This is a genomic window from Lactobacillus sp. B4007, from assembly GCF_026535895.1.
Lineage (GTDB): Bacteria > Bacillota > Bacilli > Lactobacillales > Lactobacillaceae > Lactobacillus > Lactobacillus panisapium.
The window spans coordinates 295,267-316,844 of record NZ_JAFNPA010000002.1 but is presented as its reverse complement, the minus strand read 5'-3'; the positions used below and the strand labels follow the sequence as shown (position 1 = coordinate 316,844).

The following is a 21,578-nucleotide window of genomic DNA, read 5'->3' as shown; positions in this document are numbered from 1 at the left end:
CCTATTATTGTTACCTTCATAGTTTATCATTTAATTAACGCAATTGAAAAAAGCAAAAATTCAATAAAACTAACAATCTTATGTTGTATTTGAAAAAGCCAACAAAAAAAGAAAAATGCTATACACATTTTTCTTACTTGTTTTTACTGTTTAAACTAGCTGTAATTTTTGCTCATTCTGGTAAGCACAATCAATATTGCCGCCACCAAGACACTCTTCACCATTATATAAAACGAGTGCCTGACCAGGTGTAACTGCTCGAGCCGGCTCAGCAAAGTAAACCGTCGCGGTATTGGTTGCTGCGTGGTAATCCACTGTTACTTCAACATCTGGCTGACGGTAACGAAACTTTGCGCTACAATGGAGCGTTAAGTCGTGATCAGGCTGACCAGTAAAAAACGTCATCCCGCTTGCCTTAAGCTCAGTCGCATAAAGCAACTTGCTATCATAGCCTTGCTCTACAATTAGTTCATTCTTAGCTAAGTTTTTCCCGACCACAAACCAAGGTGCAGTAGACTCCTTGGTCGAGCCAAGTCCTAGACCTGAACGTTGACCGATGGTGTAATACATCAGACCAGCATGCTCGCCTACGACCTTACCGTCAGGAGTAACCATTTTGCCCGATTGTGCTGGCAAAAATTCACTTAGAAACTTTCGGAAATTACGTTCACCGATGAAGCAAATTCCAGTAGAATCCTTCTTTTTAGCATTTACTAAACCATTTTTAATGGCGATTTCTCTAACCTGCGGTTTGGTTAGATTTGCTAACGGAAAAATTACCCGCTTTATTTGGTCTTGCGTCAATTGACTTAAAAAATAAGTTTGATCCTTATTCCCATCTTTTGGACGCATCATATGAGTGATACCGTTTTTATCAGTCACGGTCTTAGCATAATGACCCATAGCAATATAGTCAGCATCTAAATTTAAAGCAAATTCTAAAAACGATTTAAACTTAATTTGACTGTTACACATTACATCGGGATTAGGCGTCCGTCCTTTTTGATATTCGTTTAAAAAATATTCAAAAACACGATGCCAATATTCTTTTTCAAAGTTAATTGAATAATATGGAATACCAATCTGATCTGCAACTTTTTTAACATCTTCGTAATCTTCAGTTACGGTACAAACACCGGCGTCATCCGTGTCATCCCAGTTCTTCATGAAAACACCGATAACATCATAGCCCTGCTCTTTAAGCAATAATGCAGATACAGAGGAATCAACTCCGCCACTCATTCCAACAACAACTCTGGTCTTTTTAGCCAATTAAATCAATCCTTTACAGCAACAATAATATTACGCTCTTCAAGATCTTTTAAAATATAGTTCAAAAGTTCAACCGTGGGCGCTAATTGCTTGTTCTTAAAAATATTTACTTTTTGCAAACCATTACGATCCGTAATGACCATCGTTAAATGGTTTAAATCTTTGTTAATCGTCATCTTAAGCTTGGTTGGCGCATTATAAGGTGAATCATTGTACAAAGGATGTTCGTAATTAAAATTCCCTTTAACTGTTTTAACAAAGCCCGCATCAATTAATGCATAAAGCTTTAGCTCTGGACTAAGCGTAAATTTACGATTATCACCATTGATTATAACTGTATTTGCCATGATTACACCTCTTGCTTACAAATAATAAGTTAATTTTTCTTAAAAAGCAACTAATTTTCCCTTTGTTGGACTTTTTTAACGATCTTGCTTAGTTGCTCAGCAAATTCCTCTACTTCTGTTTCAGTATTATACCGGCCAAATGAAATTCGGATTGATTCTGAAATTCTAGGAGAATCCTTACCAAAACAAGCAATTAACACATGCGACGGCTCAAGTGAACCAGCTGTACAAGCGGAACCACCCGAGACAGCAAAACCAGCTAGGTCAAGATTAGCCTGCAGCACTGTAGTTGAAACACCATTTAGGCGTAAATTTAGAACGTGATGTGATACATTTTCACCCACGCCACCATTAATCTGATAAGCAATTTTTTCTGCAGTCAATTTATCTAAAATAATTTTTTGTAATTTTTGATATTTATTCTGCAAATCATTCTTATCAATAGCAGTAATTTCTGTAACAGCTTCACCAAAACCAGCAATACCAGGAACATTCTCCGTTCCAGCCCGCCTTTTAGTTTCTTGCTCTCCACCGTAAACCAGTGGCGGTAACTTAATTTGGTTATTTTCATATAAAAAGCCAAGAAATTTGGGACCATTTATTTTATGGGCTGAAGTAGACAACAAATCTATCTTCATTTCTTTGACATCCAAATCAATATTACCCAGCCCCTGAACCGCATCAACATGAAAGTAAGCGTTGCTTTGAGCTACAATTGCGCCAATTTCCTTTAATGGATTAATTGCCCCAATTTCATTGTTGACCGCCATGATTGATACCAGAATTGTTTCAGGCGTTAAGGCTTTTTTTAGGTCATTAAGAGCAATATGACCATGTTCATCTACATCAAGATAAATTACATCAAAGCCTTCTTGTTCCAACTTTTTCATTGGGTTTAAAACAGAAGGATGCTCAATCTTAGTCGTAATAATACGCTTACCTTCGTTTTGCCGACTGTGAGCTGTGCCTAAAATAGCGGTATTATTACTTTCGGAGCCCCCAGAGGTGAAGATGATTTCATTATCCTTGGCATTAATCGCTGCCGCAATTTTTGAACGAGCCTGATCAATTACATGCCGTGCTTTTCTCCCCAACTCATAAGTGCTAGAAGCATTGCCAAAATCATCCTTCATCTCCTTGGTAATCACATCAATCACTTTGGGAGACATCGGTGTTGTAGCTGCATTATCAAGATATATTTGTTTCATGATTTAATTCATCTCTTCTAAATAGGCACAAATTAACTTAGCAGCCCTTGCCCCTACTTTTTGCGCAAAATGATCGAAATCTTCATTTGCATCATTATCGCCATTATCTGAAATAGCACGCATAGCTACTAATGGTTTATTGAAATGAGCAGCAACCTGTGCAAAAGCTGCGCCTTCCATTTCAACTCCTAAAGCAGTTGCAAAGTTCGCCTTAATCGCCTCTTTTTGCGCTTCAGAGCCGATAAAAGAATCTCCAGTAACTATTAAACCTTCTTGAAATTTAACGTTCTGTTGCTCTAAAAAAGTAGCAAATCGTTTTCTAGCAGGTGAATCTAGTTTAAAAACTGCGGGTTCTCCTGGAATTTGCCCTTCAACATAATCGCCGGCAAGAGTGTTATGCGCATCATGATAAGCAAAAGCGTTAGCCAGTATCAAATCTTCTTTGTGCACTTTTGCCTGTAAAGATCCAGCGGAACCGGTCATGAATATTAAGTCAATATCCACTTTGCTTAGCAAGCTAGCTAGGTTCATCGCAGCCTGAACTTTACCTATTCCACTCAAACCAATATAAATATCATTATGGTTAACGCAAAAATGCTCGAATAACGTTGATCCGAACATTTCTTTGCTACCAGAGTGAAAATACTTATGATAATATTCTGCCTCAATTTCCATTGGGACAATAATTGCTATCTTCATTTTTACCCTCGTTAATTTTATAGATGAAATAACGCCAGTAATACCAAAATAATTAAAACTAGCATAATAAAAATTGCTCGATTCAATTTTTTCTTTAGTCTAAGACCTTTTTGTTCACTAATAAGTGCACGGTCATTCGGGGAAATATGCGAATTAGCAGTTTTTTGGCTAAAATTGCCTTGTTTTCGCCGCTTTTCGCGCGTATTTTCCCTGTTTGGCTGCTGAACATTCGACGCACCCTCATTTTCAGACCGAGTAAATTCAGGGTTAACGTCAACTTCCTCATCATTGCCATCAAATGCCGATTTAATTGTATTGAAAAAGCCCTTATTCTTTTTATGCTTATTTTTCTTACGGTAATCTGATCGTTTTTCAGTCATCTTAATCCTTTGCGTTTGCACCTGTTAAAAGCATATTTTCCCATACGCTCATTGCATACAATGTCTTTGCATCAACAATTTTACCCTGTGCAGAAAGTCTCTTCAACTCTTCTAAACTGAACCAATGGCCAGTTAAAAATTCATCAGAATCAAGTGGCCTTTTATCAGTCAATTTTGTTAATGTATCGCAATAAAATAAATACAATTTCTCGTTGGTAAAACCAGGTGACGAATAAAAATCTGTGATTTTTTCCCAATAATCGGCATGGTAGCCGCCTTCTTCATTCAGTTCCCGTTTCATCGCGTCCAAAGGACTCGCATCAGTTTCATCAACCAAACCAGCAGGAATTTCTAAAGTTAGTTCCTTAATTGGTTCCCGCCATTGTTCAACTAAAAGCATTTCTTGCTTTTCATTTACGGCAATAGCTGCCGCTGCAGGTTGATGCTTAACCACTTCTCTAAGAGTAGTTTCACCATTAGGTAATTTAACTGTTCTAACCGAGAGGTCAACAATTCGACCTGAGAAAATCTGTTTTGAAGAAATTTCAGTTTCTGTTAAATCCATTTATTCACTTTCCTGTAGATTGGGCCAAGTAAACATTTACGCACTGAAGCCCATTTTTTCCTTGAGCAAGTTGATATTTAACTTTTTGCCCAACTTGAAGACGACGATAGCCCTCTTCTTTAATTGCAGTATAAAATACAAAATACGATTTATGGTTCTCACTATCTTCAATAAAACCAAAACTGCTGTTTTGATCAAATTGTTTTACTGTACCTAAACGCATTATTCCTCTAATCCTTCTTGGACAATATCTGGATAATCACTTTTGACTATCTTAGCACAACGTCCACAAATTAGTGGCAAATCTTTGTCCTCACCAATATCAGTTCTGATCATCCGGCAACGTGGACAAACCTCGCCTTCAGCACGTTCAACAATATATGCCCCATTAGTCAATTTTTCGGCATTTGCAGGTGCTGGGTCAGTTGCAATGGTTAATTTAGAAACAATTAAAATTTGTCTGAAGTTGGCATCAAGTTTAGCTAAAACAGCTTTAGTTTCCTTATCAGGATAAATTGTCACTGCAGCTTCAAATGACTTACCAATCAACTTCTTATCACGTGCTTGCTCTAAAGCCTTCAAAACATCGTCACGCATACTCATAAATTGTTTCCAGTCTGCTAGTAGTTCCGCCTCATTTTGATATTCGGAAACTTCTGGCATGTCAGCTAATTGGACATAGTCTTCTTTTTCTTTTAAAAATGACCAAATTTCTTCCATCGTGTGAGGCAAGATTGGCGTTAATACTTTGGCTAATTTGACTGCTGCATCGTAAATAACGGTTTGCATTGAGCGTCTAGCATGACTGTCTTGACCTTCAATATACAAAACATCTTTAGCGAAATCCAAGTAGAACGCAGATAAATCATTTGAAATAAATGAAAAGACCTTCTTATAGACCGTATTAAAATCATATTGCTCGTATTTGTCTAAGCAAGTTTTTACCAATTGGTTCAAAAGTACTTCGAGATATTGGTCAACTGAGTTTAACTCTTCATACGGAATTTGATCTTTTTCTGGATCAAAGTCAGACGTATTGGCAAGCATATAACGGAATGTATTTCTAATCTTCCGGTAGCTCTCTGAGGTCTGCTGCAAAATATCCTGCGAAACGGCAACATCGGAAGTTGCATCTACAGAAGCAACCCAGAGTCGAATAATTTCGGCTCCCATCCGTTTGATTACATCATTTGGTGCGATAACGTTACCAAGTGACTTAGACATTTTATGTCCCTTATCATCAAGGACGAACCCTTGAGATAAAATACTGCGGTATGGCGCTTGTCCTGTAGTAGCAACTGAAGTAATTAAACTTGAGTTAAACCATCCCCGGTATTGATCACTACCTTCAAGGTATAAGTCGGCAGGAAAACGCAAGTCTGGTCTTTTAGCCATTACAGCTTGGTGTGATGACCCCGAATCAAACCAAACATCTAGAATATCAGTTTCTTTTCTAAATTCACCATTTGGTGAATGCTCAGAGGTAAAGCCTTCAGGTAATAATTCTTTGGCAGTATGCTTATACCAAGCATTTGAGCCCTCTTTAGCAAAGATTTGCGCAATATGCTCAATTGTTTCTGGCGTTACGATCGGCGTATCATCTTCGGCGTAGAAAATTGGTAACGGAACACCCCAAGCACGTTGACGCGAAATTACCCAGTCTCCCCGGTCCTTAATCATATTATGCAGACGAACTTTACCCCACGAAGGTGTGAAGTTAACTTTATCAATTTGATCAAGAATTTGTTGACGACATTTTTCGATTGAAGCAAACCATTGAGTTGTGGCACGATAAATTACGGGTTTCTTGGTACGCCAATCATGTGGATATGAGTGGGTAAAGAAACTCAATTTTAGCAAATTGCCGGATTTGCGCAATTTTTCTGCAACTACTTTATTTGCATCATCATAAAACATGCCCACTAAATCGGGATCTGGTACTTCAGACGTAAAGCAGCCTTTGTTATCCAATGGACTAAAGACAGGCAAACCATACTTTTGGGCTACATTATAGTCATCTTCACCAAAGCCCGAAGCTGTATGAACTAAGCCTGTACCATCTTCTGCGGTAACGTGCATAGCGTTCATCAGCAGTACATCCTGGCCATATAATGGATGAGTTGCCAGCATACGGTCCATATCTGAGCCTGCTAGGTGCTGAACTACCTCATAATTATCCCAACCTAGAGTTTCGGCAACTGCTTTTAAGCGGTCAGTTCCAATAACATATTTTTTGTCATTTACTTTTACAACGGAATAGTCAAAGCTTGGATTAACGGTAATACCTTGGTTTGCAGGAATAGTCCATGGCGTGGTTGTCCAGATCAAGAAGTAGGTGTCTTTTGGATCTAAAATATTTTTACCGTCTTTAACCGGAAATGCAACAAAAATTGAAGGTGATTTAACATCATGATATTCGACTTCGGCTTCCGCTAAAGTGGATTCACTTGATGGTGACCAATAAACTGGCTTTTTACCCTTATAAATGTAGCCCTTTTCATACATCTTACCAAAAACACGAATTTCTTCAGCTTCGTATTCCGGCTGCAACGTTATATAAGGATGATCCCAATCGCCCATTACACCAAGACGCTTAAAATCAGCCATTTGCTTTTTGATTTCTTTTTTAGCGTAGTCTTCACATAATTGACGGTAATCTGCTCGACTCATTTCTTTGCGGTTAACGCCCTGTTTCGCTAATTGCTGCTCAATTGGCAAGCCGTGCGTATCCCAGCCAGGAACATAAGGAGCATAGTGACCGCTCATATTTTTAAAGCGAACAATAATATCCTTTGAAATCTTATTTAAAGCATGACCCATGTGAATGTTGCCGTTAGCAAACGGAGGACCATCATGTAAATCAAACCGTGGTTTACCCTCATTTAATTTTAACCGTTGCTCGTATAATTTATTTTCATCCCATTCTTTTTGCCACTCGGCTTCACGAACTGGAAGATTGCCGCGCATTTTGAACTTAGTTTTACCTAAATTCAGCGTATCTTTCACTCTCATTTAAATTCCTTTCTGTCAAAAAACCTCGTCCTAAAATTAGGGCGAGGTTTATTCATCGTGGTACCACCTAAATTGAGCTTTTAAGCTCCACTTATAGATTGCGTAACGTGCAATTACCGAATAAACAATTTATTTAGCAGCTGATCAACTATCAAGCTCTTATATTAGCCTTACACCACCACTAATTCGCTGACTTGCTTTCAAGTTTTACTGCCTGTTTATTATTTATGATTCTTATCACTATCGGGAAAAATAATTTGCGCACCTGGTTCTACAATTGGCGCATTTTCATTTTCTCGTAAATTCACCGTTTCAGAATTAAGACTATCTCCAGCCATTGGCTTAGGATCATCTGCGGTGTCTTCATCAAAGTTTACTTCATCATCTCCGCCATTGTCAACCTCAACAGTAACATCATCGTCGTCATCTTCATCAACAACTTCTTCTGCATCTGTTAGCATGATAGGCTCAGCACCATCTGGTGGGTAAAAACGTTCAGTCGAAAAATATTTATCAAGGGCCTTTTGCCATTTCTCATCATCAAGATTTTTGATTGCTTGTTGCAAAAGTTCCTGAATGTAACGTCTATAACCAGCAACTTCTTTTTTAACCCGATCATAATCTGCTTTGATTGTATCTAATTGCTGCTTCTGGTACTCAGTATCAACTTTAGCTTGAGCAGTTTCATTATGAGCTTGTTGCGTAGCTGTATTAATGATTTCTTGGGCTTTTACATGTGCATCAGCTAGTTGAGCCTTGGCTGCTGATTCATTATTATGAAACCTGGTTACTTCCGCTTGTAATTTTTCAACTTGATGATTTAGTTGTATAATTTGATTTTTTAAATCAACCGTTTCATCAAGTGCATCTCCATAATCATCAACAATCCGATCTAGAAACGCATCAACTTCGTGCCGATCATAGCCACTTAGGCCTCGTTTTTTAAATTCTTGATCATGAATGTCCATGGGGGTTAGTTTTTTTGTCTGTTTTTTGTTGTCTGCCACAGCTTCAGCACCACCTTAAATTTACCTTTTCTCGTAGACGAGATATTCATTACCTGGCATCTTCCAAAATGTCGCAAACTAATGATATCAGTTTCTTTTACTATTATATTAGAATCTTGCACTCCATGCCAATTTAATTTTACCAAATTTGCGATTATTGCATCATTAATTGTTTTTCGACTTTGTCTACTAATGCCCGATAATATTGTATCAATTCTTAACGATGCAGCGATAATCGTTGCGTCAGTACTATCATCTTCAGAATGCAAAATATCATTGACAGCAATTGGCCGAATTTTAACTTGTGAACGGCCAATTCGTCTAATCTCTTCCATAAAAAAAGTAATTAATTCATTTTTTACAAAAATTTGCCAGTTACCCGCATTGTCCGTAATAATATCACCAAAAGTACAAGTTTTAATTCCAGAATTAGCTATGCTACCTAAAATCGCACTATGTGATAACTGCGCGAATTTTCGCGGATACACAATTTCACAAGGCGTAATTTCATAGGCAGAAGGAGTTAAATTGACCCAGTCTTCAGCTATGTAAACCCGTTTCTTCTCAGCATTAGTATATCCACCAAATTCTTGAATAGACAGGTCATTACCACTAATTGTATTTAAAATATCTCGTTCACCAGGATTTAAAAAATCTGTCAAAATAGGTTGATGCTTAAAAACAATGCTATTGAAAAAACCAGTCATTTTATCAATAACCGATTTTTCTTCTGAATCAAAATATGGATAGAATTTGCTAGCTTGCCGTTTTTTCATTATAAAAAAATCCTTAATAAAATATTAGCAATCCAGCCCAAAACGTAATCTTGAATAAAATAAAGCACTAACAATCCAATTAAAAACGATATATCCAAACCAGTCGAATTAGTTAAAGTTTGAATTGGTCCTTTGCGGAACAGATTTACATAAGGGTCAACTAGACGATCAATTAGTCGACCTACAAATGAATCGCGTAGCATCGGTACCCAGCTCATAATTGCATCAATAACCATAACAATACTGTATACCCAAATAATCCACTTAATGGTATTTAGGATGTAATAAATTGCTGTAAGCATTAACTCAAATTATCTTTCTTATCTACTAAATCGCTAATTTTACCATTAGTAACAAATTTCGGCGGGGTTGCCAAGAAAATTTTGTCACCAATACGTTGAATCTCGCCATTTAACGCATAAACAGTGCCAGTAATAAAGTCAACGATTCGACGCGCTGAGGCATCTTCCATTCGACTGAAATTAATAATTACTGCTTTATTACTCAGCAAGTTTTGTGCAACATCTTTTGCGTCTGAATAAACACGGGGTTCATACAAAACAATTTTGCTTTTAGCAGAATTGATTCCAGATTTGATGGAAACCACTTTATCATGATCAATCGCACCATTTGGAATATTATCCTCATCGGTTACTTCTTGGTCATCAACATATTCTTCGCCGTCTAATAACTCGTCTTCGTCATCAGAAACACCGAAAAACTTACCTATTTTACTAAAAGCCATTACATTGCCTCCTATTAGTTTTCACCACGGTGTCTAAAAAACGGGATATCATCTGTATCATCGTCAATAGCACTCGTTTCAATTTGTGAAATACTGCTTTGGTCGTCATCATCAAAAGAAGTCTGTCTTTCACTAGATTCAACACTGGCTGGTGTCGAACGTCTAGTTTCTTGGGTGTCATCACTATTTAAGCCCCAAACACTTGTAGGGTCAACCATAGTCTTATGCTTAGGTGCTGGTTGTACCTGTGTTTGCTGGTTAACCGCCGTTTCTTCTTCAGCAGCAGGTTTTGCAGTACCTTGTTCTGGTACTTGTGAGCGTGACTCTTTGCTTGGTTGAGCCTTAACTTGATGACTGCGGCCAGGTAGCTGCTTTGAAGCCTCTTCTTCAGCCTGCGAACTAATTCCTGTTGCAATAACAGTCACAACAACTTCGTCTCCTAAATTAGGATCAATTGAAGTACCAAAGATAATATTGACATCATCACCAGCGGCCTTCGAAACTATTTCTGAGGCATCCTGCGCCTCAAATAAAGTCAAATCAGGTCCACCAGTAATATTCAGTAGAACTTGCCGAGCACCGTCAATTGAAACTTCAAGAAGTGGTGATGAAATTGCCAATTTAGTAGCTTCAACTGTTCTATTTTCTCCACTAGCACGGCCAATTCCCATTAAGGCAGCACCTTGGTTAGCCATAACCGTCTTAACATCAGCGAAGTCGAGGTTGACGTAATCAGTCGACGTAATCAAATCTGAAATACCTTGAACACCTTGCTTTAAAACATTATCAGCTTCTTTAAAAGCATCCATCATTGGCGTTTTTTTGTCAACCATCTCTAGCAGCCGGTTATTTGCAATAATAACTAGTGTATCAACATACTGCTTTAATTGCGAAATACCCTCAGCCGCATTTTTTGAACGCTTCGGGCCTTCAAATGTGAATGGTCGTGTAACTACACCAACAGTTAAAGCACCAGTTTCACGCGCAATTTTTGCCACAACAGGTGCGGCACCGGTACCAGTTCCACCACCCATTCCTGCAGTAATAAAAATCATATCTGCGCCCTTTAGTGCATCTTCGATTGTTTGTTCACTCTCTTCTGCAGCTTTTTGACCTACTTCAGGATGCGAACCTGCACCTAAACCACGAGTTAGTTTTGGTCCAAGCTGAATTTTAGTTTCAGCTTTATTACTATTTAAAGCCTGGACATCAGTATTAGCAGCTACAAAAGAAACACCTTGTACACCATCATCGATCATTCGATTAACAGCATTACCACCAGCACCACCGACACCAATTACTTTGATGACAGCATTTTTATTGTCATCCGAATCGAATGTGAAATCCATTTAATTAACCACCTTTAATCAAAGAATTTTTTAAAGAAATTCTTAAAGCTTTTATCTTTATTTTGCGTATTATTTTTTGATTTGCCTTGCGATCTCTTCTCTCGCTCTAACAACTCATGTCTATTATATTCTTCTTTTACTTTGGTTTCATTAACAGCAACTGCTCTTTTTGTATTTTTAGCAATTTTTTTGTCGTGTCCATTTGGTTCTTCCAGTATATTTTTACCGTAAATGGCGCTGACAGCCAAAAAGTCTATCTCAGACATTTTATATGCATAGTTCACTATACCATAAGCAGCAGAATAAACTGGATTACGCATCCCAATTTGATCAGGTTGATATATCCGTGTTTTAATATTTAGTTTCGAAGAAATAATATTATCAATTCCTTGTAGCAAACTATTCCCACCAGTAATTATAATCCCACCCGGAAGTTTGAGTGCATCATGCATTACTAAGCCTTTTTCAATTCGACTGAGAATTTGCAAAATTCGTGCATTAATGATTTCACTTAAATAGACTTCATCAACCATTTGCTGACCATCAGAACCAACACTGTTAATCGCAAATTTATTCTTCGTTGACGCTAAATTTGAATCAGCGTAGCCATAATCTAATTTAATTTGCTCCGCTTCACTTTTAGATGTGCTCAAAACGGCAGAAATATCATTTGAAATATCACTACCACCTTCAAAGTCAATATTTGCGTACTTGATCTGTGCATTATGAATAACTGTTGCAGTAGTAACTCCACCACCTAAATCAAGAATAATTGAACCAAATGTGCGCTCACTTTCATCAAGAGCAACACTAGCAATGGCAAGAGGGGTTGGGATAAAGAAATTGTTTTGATAGCCTGCACGCTCGACAGCTTTCTTGATATTGTGTAACGAACTCGCAGGAGCAGTTAATAAAATGCCTTGCACAGCCAAAGAATGCGCAATCATTTTACGAGGATCATCAACTTCAGTTTTACCATCGATTAAAAAGCGACTTGGTAAAAAAGCGATTGGCTCCCTTTCACTTTTGACCGCTGATTTAATCGCTACTTGAACAACCCGCCTAACATCGCTACTTCCAACCTCTTTACCATTATCACTAACATTAATTAAATCGCTTGCTGTTTCTAGTTGCAACATTTCTACGGGAATTCCTGTTACAACACGATAAATTTTTGCATTAGTTTTATTTGCAATTTCTTTTAATGCACGGCTTATCGCATCCGCTGTTTCGTCAATATCAACTATATTACCATGTCGCATCCCTTTATTTGGGACCGCAACCGCACCTATTACTTTTCCTGAATCAGCAACAATTGCTTTTACACTGGTAGTACCTATATCCAGTCCCACCAAAAGATTTGTATTGTCCAAAATTAACCCCCCGTCGATGCTCTTTTAAAAAGTTTAACATAAAAAAAGCATAAATTCAGCTTATGTTAAGCCATAAGCCCGCTTTTCATTTGGAGTAAGTGGGCGACTAAATGCTCCTACTTCCAAATCAATCAAACTATTTTTTCCTACTTTAGTCTTTATTTCATTATAATACTTTAATTTGCTTTTGAGGGTTGAGACGTTGCCGATGACTACGTTTCCATCTTTCATCAAAAAAATCACTTGCGATTTACGACGGGTATTCCCACTCAAAAGCTTGATCTGACTCTGAAAGTCGCTTGGTAAACTATTAAATAATTTGAGATTGTTTTTCAACGAAACCTCATGATTGTAGCCAATAAAAACCGGCTTATCTTGACTTACTTTATTCCAAAGTAATAATTGCGTGCCTAGCTTTCCATGAGATAATATTTTTCGATAACAATTATCTTCTTTAATATAACCAATCGTTTTATATTCATTAATTTGTAAAACTAGTTGATTAAAATGGTCTACTCTAATATTAACATTTTTCACTTCGGTATATTTATTAGTTAACTTATTATTAACATCCTTCAAATGAAGTAGATAATCAATAATTTTATCATTTGATCTTATTTTAGAAGTTTTAACTACTTCTTTAATTGGTAAATCATTTTCACCTTCGATTTTGACACTTTTAATATTTGCAAGTGGTGAAATATAATAGCCTAAGACTATAATAAATAAAATAGAAATAACTATAATTAAGCCTAGTCGTTCAAAAAGAGCGTTTTTACGCTCATTGTGCAATTTAGAAAGTGAGGCAGAGATTTTAGTTTGATTTTTTCTTTTCCTTTGCTTAGATTGGTGGTCCAAATAGCGTGACAGCTTTTCTTTAGGATCTATCTTAGTTATCCGCTTTTTTGTCAACTGTCTCACTTCCTCTCTTAATTATTTGCGATTTCTTGCATTACCTGTAATACCTGGTCAGAAGCGTTTGGGACGCCAAGCTTTTTAGAAGCTTTACTCATTTCATCAGCATATTTGCTATCAAGCAAAATATGGTCGATTGAAGAAATAAAGTTATTAGGATTAAGGTCATTTTCAGCAATTACTGTTGCTGCACCCTTTTTCTCAAGGTCGAGTGCATTAATCATTTGATGATTATGAGTCACGTTAGGACTCGGAATTAAAATTGCCGGTACGCCAAGAGCCGTAAATTCCGCTATACTTGTCGCACCTGATCTTGAAACTACACACGTCATTTTCGGCAGTAACGCTGGCATATCTTTGACATAAGGAAGGATTTTAATTGTTTTTCCGTAATCAATACCTGCTAGTTTCTTCTGGATTTCATCATAATAATAAGTTCCAGTTACCCAAATAATTTGATAAGGCTTCTTTTCCAGTTTAGTTAACGATTTTAACATAATCCGATTAATCGCTAGAGCTCCGCGGGAACCCCCAAAGACTAAGACAGTAGGAGTTTTAGGATTTAAGCCCCACTTACTCTGTAAATCTACCTTCGAGGCAGCCAAACCTAAAACTTGTTGCGAACGAGGATTACCAGTTTTAACCAGCTTTTTCTTTTCCCGAAATTGTTTAGCAGCATCGTCAAAGGTGTAACATATTTTATCAACATAATGACCTAAAAACTTATTTGCCACACCGACAACTGAATTAGATTCGTGAATCATCGTGGGAACGTGCAATTTGGCTGCAGCAAAGACTATTGCTCCACTAACATAGCCCCCAGTTCCGACAACTACGTCAGGCTTAAAATCAGTAATAATCTTCTTAGCCTTTTTAGTAGCCTTCATAAATAGGTTAACAGTGGCAAAATTACTTAATAAATGTTTCCGACTAAATCCTTGAATTTCAATCGTCTGAAAGTTAACCCCTGCAGCAGGAACTATCTTCGCTTCAAGTCCTTTTTTAGTCCCAACAAACAGAATTTCATCATTTGTTGCAATATTTCTTTCTTTTAATCTCTCGATTAATGCCATTATTGGATAAATGTGGCCACCTGTACCGCCACCTGTAAAAATAATCCTCATTTTACTTCGTTTTAAGTTCCTTAACAAAATTTACAAAATAATCGCCACGTTCTTCAAAGGTTCTAAACTGATCCCAAGAAGCACAGGCTGGTGAAAATAGCAAAACATCACCCGGACTGGTTAACTCATAGGCCTTAGGGACAGCTTCTTGAAGCGAATTTTCAATAACAATTTCCTTGATACCGGCCTTTCTAGCTGCGTCAGCCAGTAAATAGCGCGTCTCACCATACAGCACGATTGCTTTGACATGCTTTTTTAGTAACGGCACCAATGAATTAAAATTAAATCCGCGATCAAGGCCCCCAGCAATTAGCACTTCTGGTTCACTAAAAGAAGGTATGGCCACGGTTGCAGCCTCGATATTAGTTGACTTTGAATCGTTATATATTTTTCGATCGTCTAATGTCATAACATATTGCAATCGGTGCTTAGCTCCGGTAAATGTGGCTAGCACCTTGCGAATATCGTCATCATTTGCGCCCATTATCTGCGCAATTGCACTGGCAACAAGAGCATTTTGCTGATTATGAATTCCCGGGAGTTTCATGTCCTGCGTCTTCATAATCTTACCTTCATGGCTCTGCAAATAACCATCAGCAATAAAATAATCTGCTGCTTGATCATTCTCAGAAAAGGTTAGTACCTTGGCCTTAGTTGCTTCTTTTTCTTTTGCTAAAATTTCCTTTTGATCAAAGTTAGCCAAAAAATAATCTTGGGCCGTTTGCGTTCGCGTAACATTTAATTTGGCATTAACATAATTAGCAAATGTCTTGTGGTAATCCAAGTGGACATTGTGATAAATATCAACGACTGCTACAACTTTAGGGTCAATGTCAGTCACTCCCAATAATTGAAAGCTCGACATTTCAACAACTAGAATGTCATCCTTGGTAGCTTTTTCGACCACCTCAGAAATTGGAACTCCAATATTACCAACAGCATAAGCATGGTGATTTTGCGGGGCTAAATGATGCTCAAGTATTTGCTGCGTCAGCATAACTGTCGTAGTCTTACCATTTGAACCGGTGACACAAACATAAGGTGCCTCACTTACGTTTAGGGCAATTTCTGGTTCAGTAATTACTGGAATAGACAAATCAAGAGCTTTTTTTACCATTGGATTGTCATAAGGAATACCAGGATTTTTGACTAAATAATCAAAATTCTCCCCACTTAATAGTTCAACTGGATGGTGACCACCAATTACACGTACACCTAATTCCTTGAGCTTTTGAGCATGCTCGTTTTGTGCAAGTTCTGCCTGGTCGTTCAAAGTCAGCTTTGCACCAAGTTTAAGCAACAACATACTTACTGCAAAACCACTTTTTCCTAGGCCTAAAACTAAAATATTCTTATCGACATATTTTTTTATTTGCCTCATTATTTTTTAACCCCAAATTATTAAATATAAAATACTACCAATTAAACCAACAATCCAAAAAATGATATCAACTTTCCATTCGGAATATCCAAGCATCTCAAAATGATGATGAATCGGCGTCATTTTGAATATTCTTTTGCCTGTAGTTTGGTAAGAAATAACTTGAAGAATTACACTAGCCGTTTCGCAAACAAAAACAATTCCAATCAACAGCAATGACCAAGGTCTATTTAAGAATAAACTAACAGCAGCTAATCCGCCACCAAGCGCTAAGGAGCCGGCATCACCCATAAAAATTTTAGCAGGTTTATGGTTAAAAATAAAAAATGAAAATAAACCGCCGATAACACTCATACAGAAAATGAGAACCGCAAAATTCTTTTGCTTAAGAGCCAAATAGGCATATGTCGCATATGCAATGATTGATAACCCTGTTGCTAGCCCATCTAACCCATCTGACAAGTTAACTGCGTTTGAAAAGCCAACCAGCCAGAAAATTTCAAAAATTGTGAATAGAACAACGCTAGTGACAGTGCCAATAAAGGGAATATATAGACCAAAACTAAAGTGATCCGTTGCTGCAATACCAATAATAATGACCGCTATCAAAATCTGTAGTGCAAACTTTTGCCAGGCTTTTAATCCGAGATTGCGTTTATAAAATAGCTTAATACCATCGTCTAAAAAGCCAATAATACCGTATCCTAATAAACTAATTAATAAAATCCAGATTAATTTATTTAATTGATTTTGCCAGCAGGCAACCCATACGGTGGAAATAACCGTCGAAAGAACAAAAACAACACCACCCATCGTTGGCGTTCCTGATTTTTTTTCGTGCCACTTTGGTCCTTCATCTCGAATTTCTTGTCCTTCATGATGGCTCCGCATAAAAATAATCATCCACGGTAAAAAAATACCGGTTAAGACTAATGAACTAACTAATGCAATGATGCTGATTACTAGCATAAAAAGTGCTACTCCTTTAATTTAACTTTGATTTTTGTTCCCGACTTTATGGTTGAATTCACCGAACGACTTTGCTCTTGCACGACGCCAGTTCCCTGAATTGTAATTTTTGCGCCAGTCAAGTCAGCAAACTGGTGCAAATCGTCAATTGTCCAGTTTTTCATATTTGGACAAGCAATCTTGCCGGAAGTCATGACAAACATCCGCTTTCCGGCTTCTTGCTTCTGGTTCTGTTTAATTGACTGTTCAGTTATTTTATCACCACTACCTATCTTAGCAAGCCTTAAGCCCAGTTGACGAGCCTTTTTTTGTGCCTCAGAATAAGTCATTCCTGTGAAGTTAGGTATTTTAACAATCGTTGAATCATCGACCTCATTTTTCGACATTAAAATGACCCGGTTCATCACTGGCTTAAAAATTGATGACAAGATTACTTCTGCTGGTTTAGTCATTTTACGTGGTTGCTTTACAGTAATATAGATACAATACTGCGGATGCTTAGCTGGCGTCACACCGACAACTGAAAAAGTATAATTGTTATCGCCCTTGAGGTAGCCTCCACTTTTAAGATTAGCAATTTGTGCTGTACCGGTTTTAACGGCAATACTTTCACCTTTAATGCGGTAAACAGAACCTGTCCCAATTTGTTTATTTAAGACCCGCCGCATGTTTGCCAAAACAACTTGAGCCGTCTCCTTTGAATAAATCGGTTGGCCAACATTTTTTACTTGGTAGCCAGAAATTATTTTGCCTTCAGCATTAGTAATTTTCTCAACGAATTGGGGCTTAACCATTTGACCATCATTAGCCAAACTGCTGAATGCCTGCATCATTTGCATCACATTGACGTTAACACCTTGCCCAAAACTGGTAACCGCTTGATCAATTGGCGACTTAAACGCAATTATACCTGGTTGTTCCCCTGGTAACGTTACATTGGTTTTTTGCCCAATATGAAATTTATTCAGATATTTACGCCAAGTTTTTGCACCCATTTGTTGCTCAATATGAACAAACCCGGTATTACTGGAACGTGGGAATGCTTGAGAAAATGGAATACTACCCCAGCCATGCGGTTGCCAGTCATGAATTACAGAACCACTAACCGTGACTGATCCTGAATTATAATACTGATTTGGATGGTAACTGCCACTATTAACCGCCGCAGATAGCGTTAATACCTTGAAAACTGAACCCGGTTCATAAGTATCTTGCACTAAAATATTACGGTAAGAATGTTCTATGCCCTTTTTTGTTTGCGGATTAAAAGTTGGTCTTTGTGAAGTAGCCAAAATTTTACCCGTTTTCATATCTTCAACTACAGCCGTCATTGAAACTGGGGCAAAATTATTTTGAACATACGACAAGCGACTTTCAAGATATTCTTGAAGTTGAGAATCAATAGTTAGGTAAAGATTATTACCATTCTTGGGTGGTTGGAAGTTTTGAACACTATTCGGTGTTTGAAAATTAGACGCATCAACTGATGAAATTTGATAACCATCCTTACCAGATAGTTCATCGTTATACCAGGCTTCCAAGCCCATTGTACCGACTAAATTCTGAGTTCGCTTCTTCTTATCATATTCGGGGCTTGCTATCCCAATCACATGAGAAGCAAAATTACCGTTAGGATATAGGCGCGATTGCGTTTCGAAGAATTTAATTCCCGGAAGCTTCATCTTTTCAATTTGATCCTTCTGCTTTTTGGTTAAACCAATTCCCGCAGTCCCAAATTGAACTTGAAAAACAGGATGAGCAGGATTCAAATAATGCAGTATTTGACTACTTGATAATGGCAGCACCTTAGCTAGCTTGACAGCCGTTTCTTCTTTATTTACAACGTATTCAGGCTTATTTTTATAATTGATCGAAGACTTATCCAAGATGGCATAAACAGTATATAGATGCGAGTCCTGTGCAATCGCTAAACCATTTCGATCATAAATCGTTCCCCTAGTTGCCTTCAGAACTTGATTACGCATATAAAGCTGTTCTGTCTTTTTAGTTAAATCTTCTCCACTAACAGTCTTGGAGATTCCAATATACAAAAATCTACCTATAAATACAAGAAAAACCAAAGCTACGGCTACCTGGAGGAATCTACCTACTGTAAAACGGTATTTGTGAGCTTTGGATTTTTGCGAATTTAAATTACTATTGTGCTTTTTCATTAGCGAATAGTCCTAATATTTTTTTCAATTAGAGTCAACCCTTTACTCTTAGCAATTTTATTCATTCTTGCACTTGAGGTTAACTCACCTAATTCTTGATGTAAATCACTGACTTGATTTTGCCCTTTTGCAACTGCACGTTGCACACTGGTTAATTCGTGTTGTGCTGAAGTGGCAGAAATGCTTGAAGAAACTAATAGGGTCATTAATCCCAGTGTAATAATGGTTCCTAGAACAAGTAAAAACTTTTCTAGGCCATTCCAAGCAACGCGACTATGATCTAAGACCTGTCTTTTTCGTTGCTCGGGCTCTTGTTGTTTATTAGGATTAAATTCTACTTTTCTTGCTAAACTATCAGCCATTGCTATTTCCTCTTCACAATTTTTCCGCAACCCGCAACTTTGCACTGTGTGAGCGGTTATTGTTTTTTAACTCTTCATTTGAAGCAATGATTGGTTTACGATTAACCAAGCGAAGTGTTGGCTTCATACTATCTGGTATCATCGGCATTCCTCTCGGAACTTCAACTTCTGAGTATTTCTTAAAAATGTTTTTTACGATTTTGTCTTCGTCAGACTGAAAAGTTATCACACTAATTCTACCGTTTGGCTTCAAAAGCTCAATGGCTTCTTCAAGTGATTCCTGCAAAACATCAAGTTCGTGGTTAACTGCCACTCTTAAAGCTTGAAATGTTTTCTTTGCAGGATGCCCTCCAGTCCGGCGTGCAAACGCAGGAATTGCTTCCTTAATAACCTCTACCAATTCAAAAGTTGTTTCTATTGGTTTCTTTTGTCTTCTTTCGACGATTTTGCGAGAAATTTGACGGGAATATTTTTCATCCCCAAACTTATACAAAATATTAGCTAATTCTTTCTGACTCGAATTGTTAACTAATTGGTATGCATCAAGTTCTTGGCTTTGATCCATTCTCATATCTAGTCTAGCATCGAAACGGTATGAAAAGCCGCGTCCTGCTTGATCAAATTGAGGAGATGAAACCCCCAAATCATAGTATATACCGTCAATGCCATTTTGATAACCAAGATCTACTAGGTTCTCCTTCAAATGACTAAAATTGTCGTGTACAAGCTCTAACTTGGGTTCACTATCAGGATTTAACAAATCCGCAAAGTTTAACTGTGCTGACTTTATTGCATATTCATCTTGATCGAAACCAATTAGTGTTCCTCGATCAATTTTACTTAGCAAATATTTTGCATGTCCGCCACCACCGAAAGTTGCGTCTACGTAAAGACCACCATCATGGGGTTTTAAATTTTCAATTGTTTCATGTAAGAGTACACTAGTGTGTTTGAATTCCATAGTCATATTAAAGCTCAATTTCGTCCAAATCTTCTGCGATGTCATCATAGTTATCATTAGCTTGGTCGCTAAATTCTTCCCAACGTTCTTTTGACCAAATTTCAATCCGGTCAGAAACGCCAACAATGACACATTCTTTAATCAGGGAAGCGTGTTTCTTCAGTGTTGTGGTCAGATTAACACGTCCCTGCTTATCGAATTCGCATTCCATTGCACCAGAGTAGAACAAACGCGTAAAACTACGCGCATTTCTCTTAGTCAACGGAAGTTGTGCTAACTTAGCCTCAATTTTTTGCCATGCTTCAGTAGTATAGCCAAAAATGCAGCCTTCCATTCCACGAGTAAAAATCATCTTGTCACCAATCTGAGTACGCAAACGAGCGGGAATAATTAACCGCCCTTTACTGTCAAGATTGTGATGATATTCACCCATGAACATGGTCTAGCCCCCTTCCAAATAATAATTTACCACATTTCACCACTTCCTACCACTTTTTAGTATAAAATTTACATTTTTTATTTATCCATGTTTAAAAGCAAAAAAAAGATCGAAATCCCATGCGAGATTTCGACCCTTTAAGGTTATTTTGCTGGTGTCACGTCAGCCCATTAAATCATCATAAATAATAATCCGATGTACCAGAATATCGTGTTCATGGTGAGAAAGTCCCAGATTTCACGAAAAATTTTGCCCAAAGAAATATTTTTGTTTTTAACTGCCTCGGATATTGCGATTATTATTACTAAAATAAAAAACAACAAAAATCCGTATGGTAAAAATTCAGGCCTCTTTTCCTGAACCACAATTAAGTGGCAGGCAATCACTAAGAAAAATGGGAGAATATCATACCCATGAAATTGTGCTTTTGGAAAAAGCCTATTTAATAAAACTGCCAAAAAAATCCCAATAAGTGGTAATAAAAAAATTAAAAGCATATTTTTGTCCTCTACTATTACTT

23 protein-coding genes are annotated in these 21,578 nt (G+C 37.5%); all 23 read right to left on the bottom strand.

Features of this window, described 5'->3' with window-relative positions; translation table 11 throughout:
* Positions 1–150 precede the first annotated feature (150 nt).
* The 23 genes from mnmA to J3U54_RS04520 all read right to left on the bottom strand — a co-directional run bounded on the left by mnmA (position 151) and on the right by J3U54_RS04520 (position 21,555).
* Positions 151–1,272, bottom strand: coding sequence for a tRNA 2-thiouridine(34) synthase MnmA (gene mnmA / locus J3U54_RS04630; RefSeq protein ID WP_228706319.1), 1,122 nt, complete (start codon positions 1,270–1,272; stop codon positions 151–153).
* 5 nt (positions 1,273–1,277) lie between these two features.
* The gene (locus J3U54_RS04625; RefSeq protein WP_103751540.1) at positions 1,278–1,619 is read right to left on the bottom strand and encodes a DUF1831 domain-containing protein; all 342 of its coding nucleotides are present in this window, start codon (positions 1,617–1,619) and stop codon (positions 1,278–1,280) included.
* A 50-nt stretch (positions 1,620–1,669) separates the two neighbouring features.
* A complete protein-coding gene (locus J3U54_RS04620) occupies positions 1,670–2,827 on the bottom strand; it encodes a cysteine desulfurase family protein (RefSeq protein WP_267385264.1) in 1,158 nt (385 codons plus the stop codon).
* A gap of 3 nt (positions 2,828–2,830) precedes the next feature.
* The gene (locus J3U54_RS04615; protein WP_267385263.1) at positions 2,831–3,526 is read right to left on the bottom strand and encodes a 5'-methylthioadenosine/adenosylhomocysteine nucleosidase; all 696 of its coding nucleotides are present in this window, start codon (positions 3,524–3,526) and stop codon (positions 2,831–2,833) included.
* Between the two features lie 17 nt (positions 3,527–3,543).
* On the bottom strand, positions 3,544–3,906 hold the full coding sequence (locus J3U54_RS04610; RefSeq protein ID WP_267385261.1) for a hypothetical protein: 363 nt from the start codon (positions 3,904–3,906) through the stop codon (positions 3,544–3,546).
* Position 3,907: 1 nt separating this feature from the next.
* A complete protein-coding gene (locus J3U54_RS04605; RefSeq protein ID WP_220221085.1) occupies positions 3,908–4,471 on the bottom strand; it encodes an NUDIX hydrolase in 564 nt (187 codons plus the stop codon).
* 4 nt (positions 4,472–4,475) lie between these two features.
* Positions 4,476–4,694, bottom strand: coding sequence for a cold-shock protein (locus J3U54_RS04600; RefSeq protein WP_103751535.1), 219 nt, complete (start codon positions 4,692–4,694; stop codon positions 4,476–4,478).
* Positions 4,694–7,483, bottom strand: a complete 2,790-nt coding sequence (ileS, locus tag J3U54_RS04595; RefSeq protein ID WP_267385258.1) for an isoleucine--tRNA ligase — start codon at positions 7,481–7,483, stop codon at positions 4,694–4,696. Before ileS ends, J3U54_RS04600 begins: the two co-directional genes overlap by 1 nt.
* A gap of 221 nt (positions 7,484–7,704) precedes the next feature.
* Positions 7,705–8,490: a DivIVA domain-containing protein gene (locus J3U54_RS04590; RefSeq protein ID WP_267385256.1), complete on the bottom strand. Its 786-nt coding sequence runs from the start codon at positions 8,488–8,490 to the stop codon at positions 7,705–7,707.
* Complete coding sequence (locus J3U54_RS04585) at positions 8,457–9,266, bottom strand: RNA-binding protein (RefSeq protein WP_267385255.1); 810 nt, start codon at positions 9,264–9,266, stop codon at positions 8,457–8,459. The genes J3U54_RS04590 and J3U54_RS04585 overlap by 34 nt, the downstream gene beginning before the upstream one ends.
* Positions 9,266–9,568, bottom strand: a complete 303-nt coding sequence (locus J3U54_RS04580; protein ID WP_103751531.1) for a YggT family protein — start codon at positions 9,566–9,568, stop codon at positions 9,266–9,268. The genes J3U54_RS04585 and J3U54_RS04580 overlap by 1 nt, the downstream gene beginning before the upstream one ends.
* Positions 9,568–10,011 carry a cell division protein SepF gene (locus J3U54_RS04575; RefSeq protein ID WP_220235365.1) on the bottom strand — a complete coding sequence of 148 codons (444 nt, stop codon included), beginning with the start codon at positions 10,009–10,011 and terminating at the stop codon, positions 9,568–9,570. The genes J3U54_RS04580 and J3U54_RS04575 overlap by 1 nt, the downstream gene beginning before the upstream one ends.
* Positions 10,012–10,025: 14 nt before the next feature.
* Positions 10,026–11,360: a cell division protein FtsZ gene (gene ftsZ / locus J3U54_RS04570; protein ID WP_103751529.1), complete on the bottom strand. Its 1,335-nt coding sequence runs from the start codon at positions 11,358–11,360 to the stop codon at positions 10,026–10,028.
* Between the two features lie 14 nt (positions 11,361–11,374).
* Positions 11,375–12,733: a cell division protein FtsA gene (ftsA, locus tag J3U54_RS04565; protein WP_103751528.1), complete on the bottom strand. Its 1,359-nt coding sequence runs from the start codon at positions 12,731–12,733 to the stop codon at positions 11,375–11,377.
* Between the two features lie 60 nt (positions 12,734–12,793).
* Positions 12,794–13,645: a cell division protein FtsQ/DivIB gene (locus J3U54_RS04560; RefSeq protein WP_103751527.1), complete on the bottom strand. Its 852-nt coding sequence runs from the start codon at positions 13,643–13,645 to the stop codon at positions 12,794–12,796.
* Positions 13,646–13,662: 17 nt separating this feature from the next.
* Positions 13,663–14,772, bottom strand: coding sequence for an undecaprenyldiphospho-muramoylpentapeptide beta-N-acetylglucosaminyltransferase (gene murG, locus J3U54_RS04555; protein ID WP_103751526.1), 1,110 nt, complete (start codon positions 14,770–14,772; stop codon positions 13,663–13,665).
* A 1-nt stretch (position 14,773) separates the two neighbouring features.
* The gene (murD, locus tag J3U54_RS04550; RefSeq protein ID WP_267385251.1) at positions 14,774–16,153 is read right to left on the bottom strand and encodes a UDP-N-acetylmuramoyl-L-alanine--D-glutamate ligase; all 1,380 of its coding nucleotides are present in this window, start codon (positions 16,151–16,153) and stop codon (positions 14,774–14,776) included.
* A 6-nt stretch (positions 16,154–16,159) separates the two neighbouring features.
* The gene (gene mraY / locus J3U54_RS04545; protein ID WP_103751524.1) at positions 16,160–17,122 is read right to left on the bottom strand and encodes a phospho-N-acetylmuramoyl-pentapeptide-transferase; all 963 of its coding nucleotides are present in this window, start codon (positions 17,120–17,122) and stop codon (positions 16,160–16,162) included.
* Positions 17,123–17,130: 8 nt separating this feature from the next.
* Positions 17,131–19,296: a penicillin-binding protein gene (locus J3U54_RS04540; protein ID WP_267385249.1), complete on the bottom strand. Its 2,166-nt coding sequence runs from the start codon at positions 19,294–19,296 to the stop codon at positions 17,131–17,133.
* Positions 19,296–19,658, bottom strand: coding sequence for a cell division protein FtsL (ftsL, locus tag J3U54_RS04535; protein WP_103751522.1), 363 nt, complete (start codon positions 19,656–19,658; stop codon positions 19,296–19,298). Before ftsL ends, J3U54_RS04540 begins: the two co-directional genes overlap by 1 nt.
* A gap of 13 nt (positions 19,659–19,671) precedes the next feature.
* Positions 19,672–20,619 carry a 16S rRNA (cytosine(1402)-N(4))-methyltransferase RsmH gene (gene rsmH / locus J3U54_RS04530; protein ID WP_267385247.1) on the bottom strand — a complete coding sequence of 316 codons (948 nt, stop codon included), beginning with the start codon at positions 20,617–20,619 and terminating at the stop codon, positions 19,672–19,674.
* Positions 20,620–20,626: 7 nt separating this feature from the next.
* Positions 20,627–21,058 carry a division/cell wall cluster transcriptional repressor MraZ gene (gene mraZ / locus J3U54_RS04525; protein ID WP_267385246.1) on the bottom strand — a complete coding sequence of 144 codons (432 nt, stop codon included), beginning with the start codon at positions 21,056–21,058 and terminating at the stop codon, positions 20,627–20,629.
* A 170-nt stretch (positions 21,059–21,228) separates the two neighbouring features.
* Positions 21,229–21,555: a DUF3397 domain-containing protein gene (locus J3U54_RS04520; RefSeq protein ID WP_103751520.1), complete on the bottom strand. Its 327-nt coding sequence runs from the start codon at positions 21,553–21,555 to the stop codon at positions 21,229–21,231.
* Positions 21,556–21,578 lie beyond the last annotated feature (23 nt).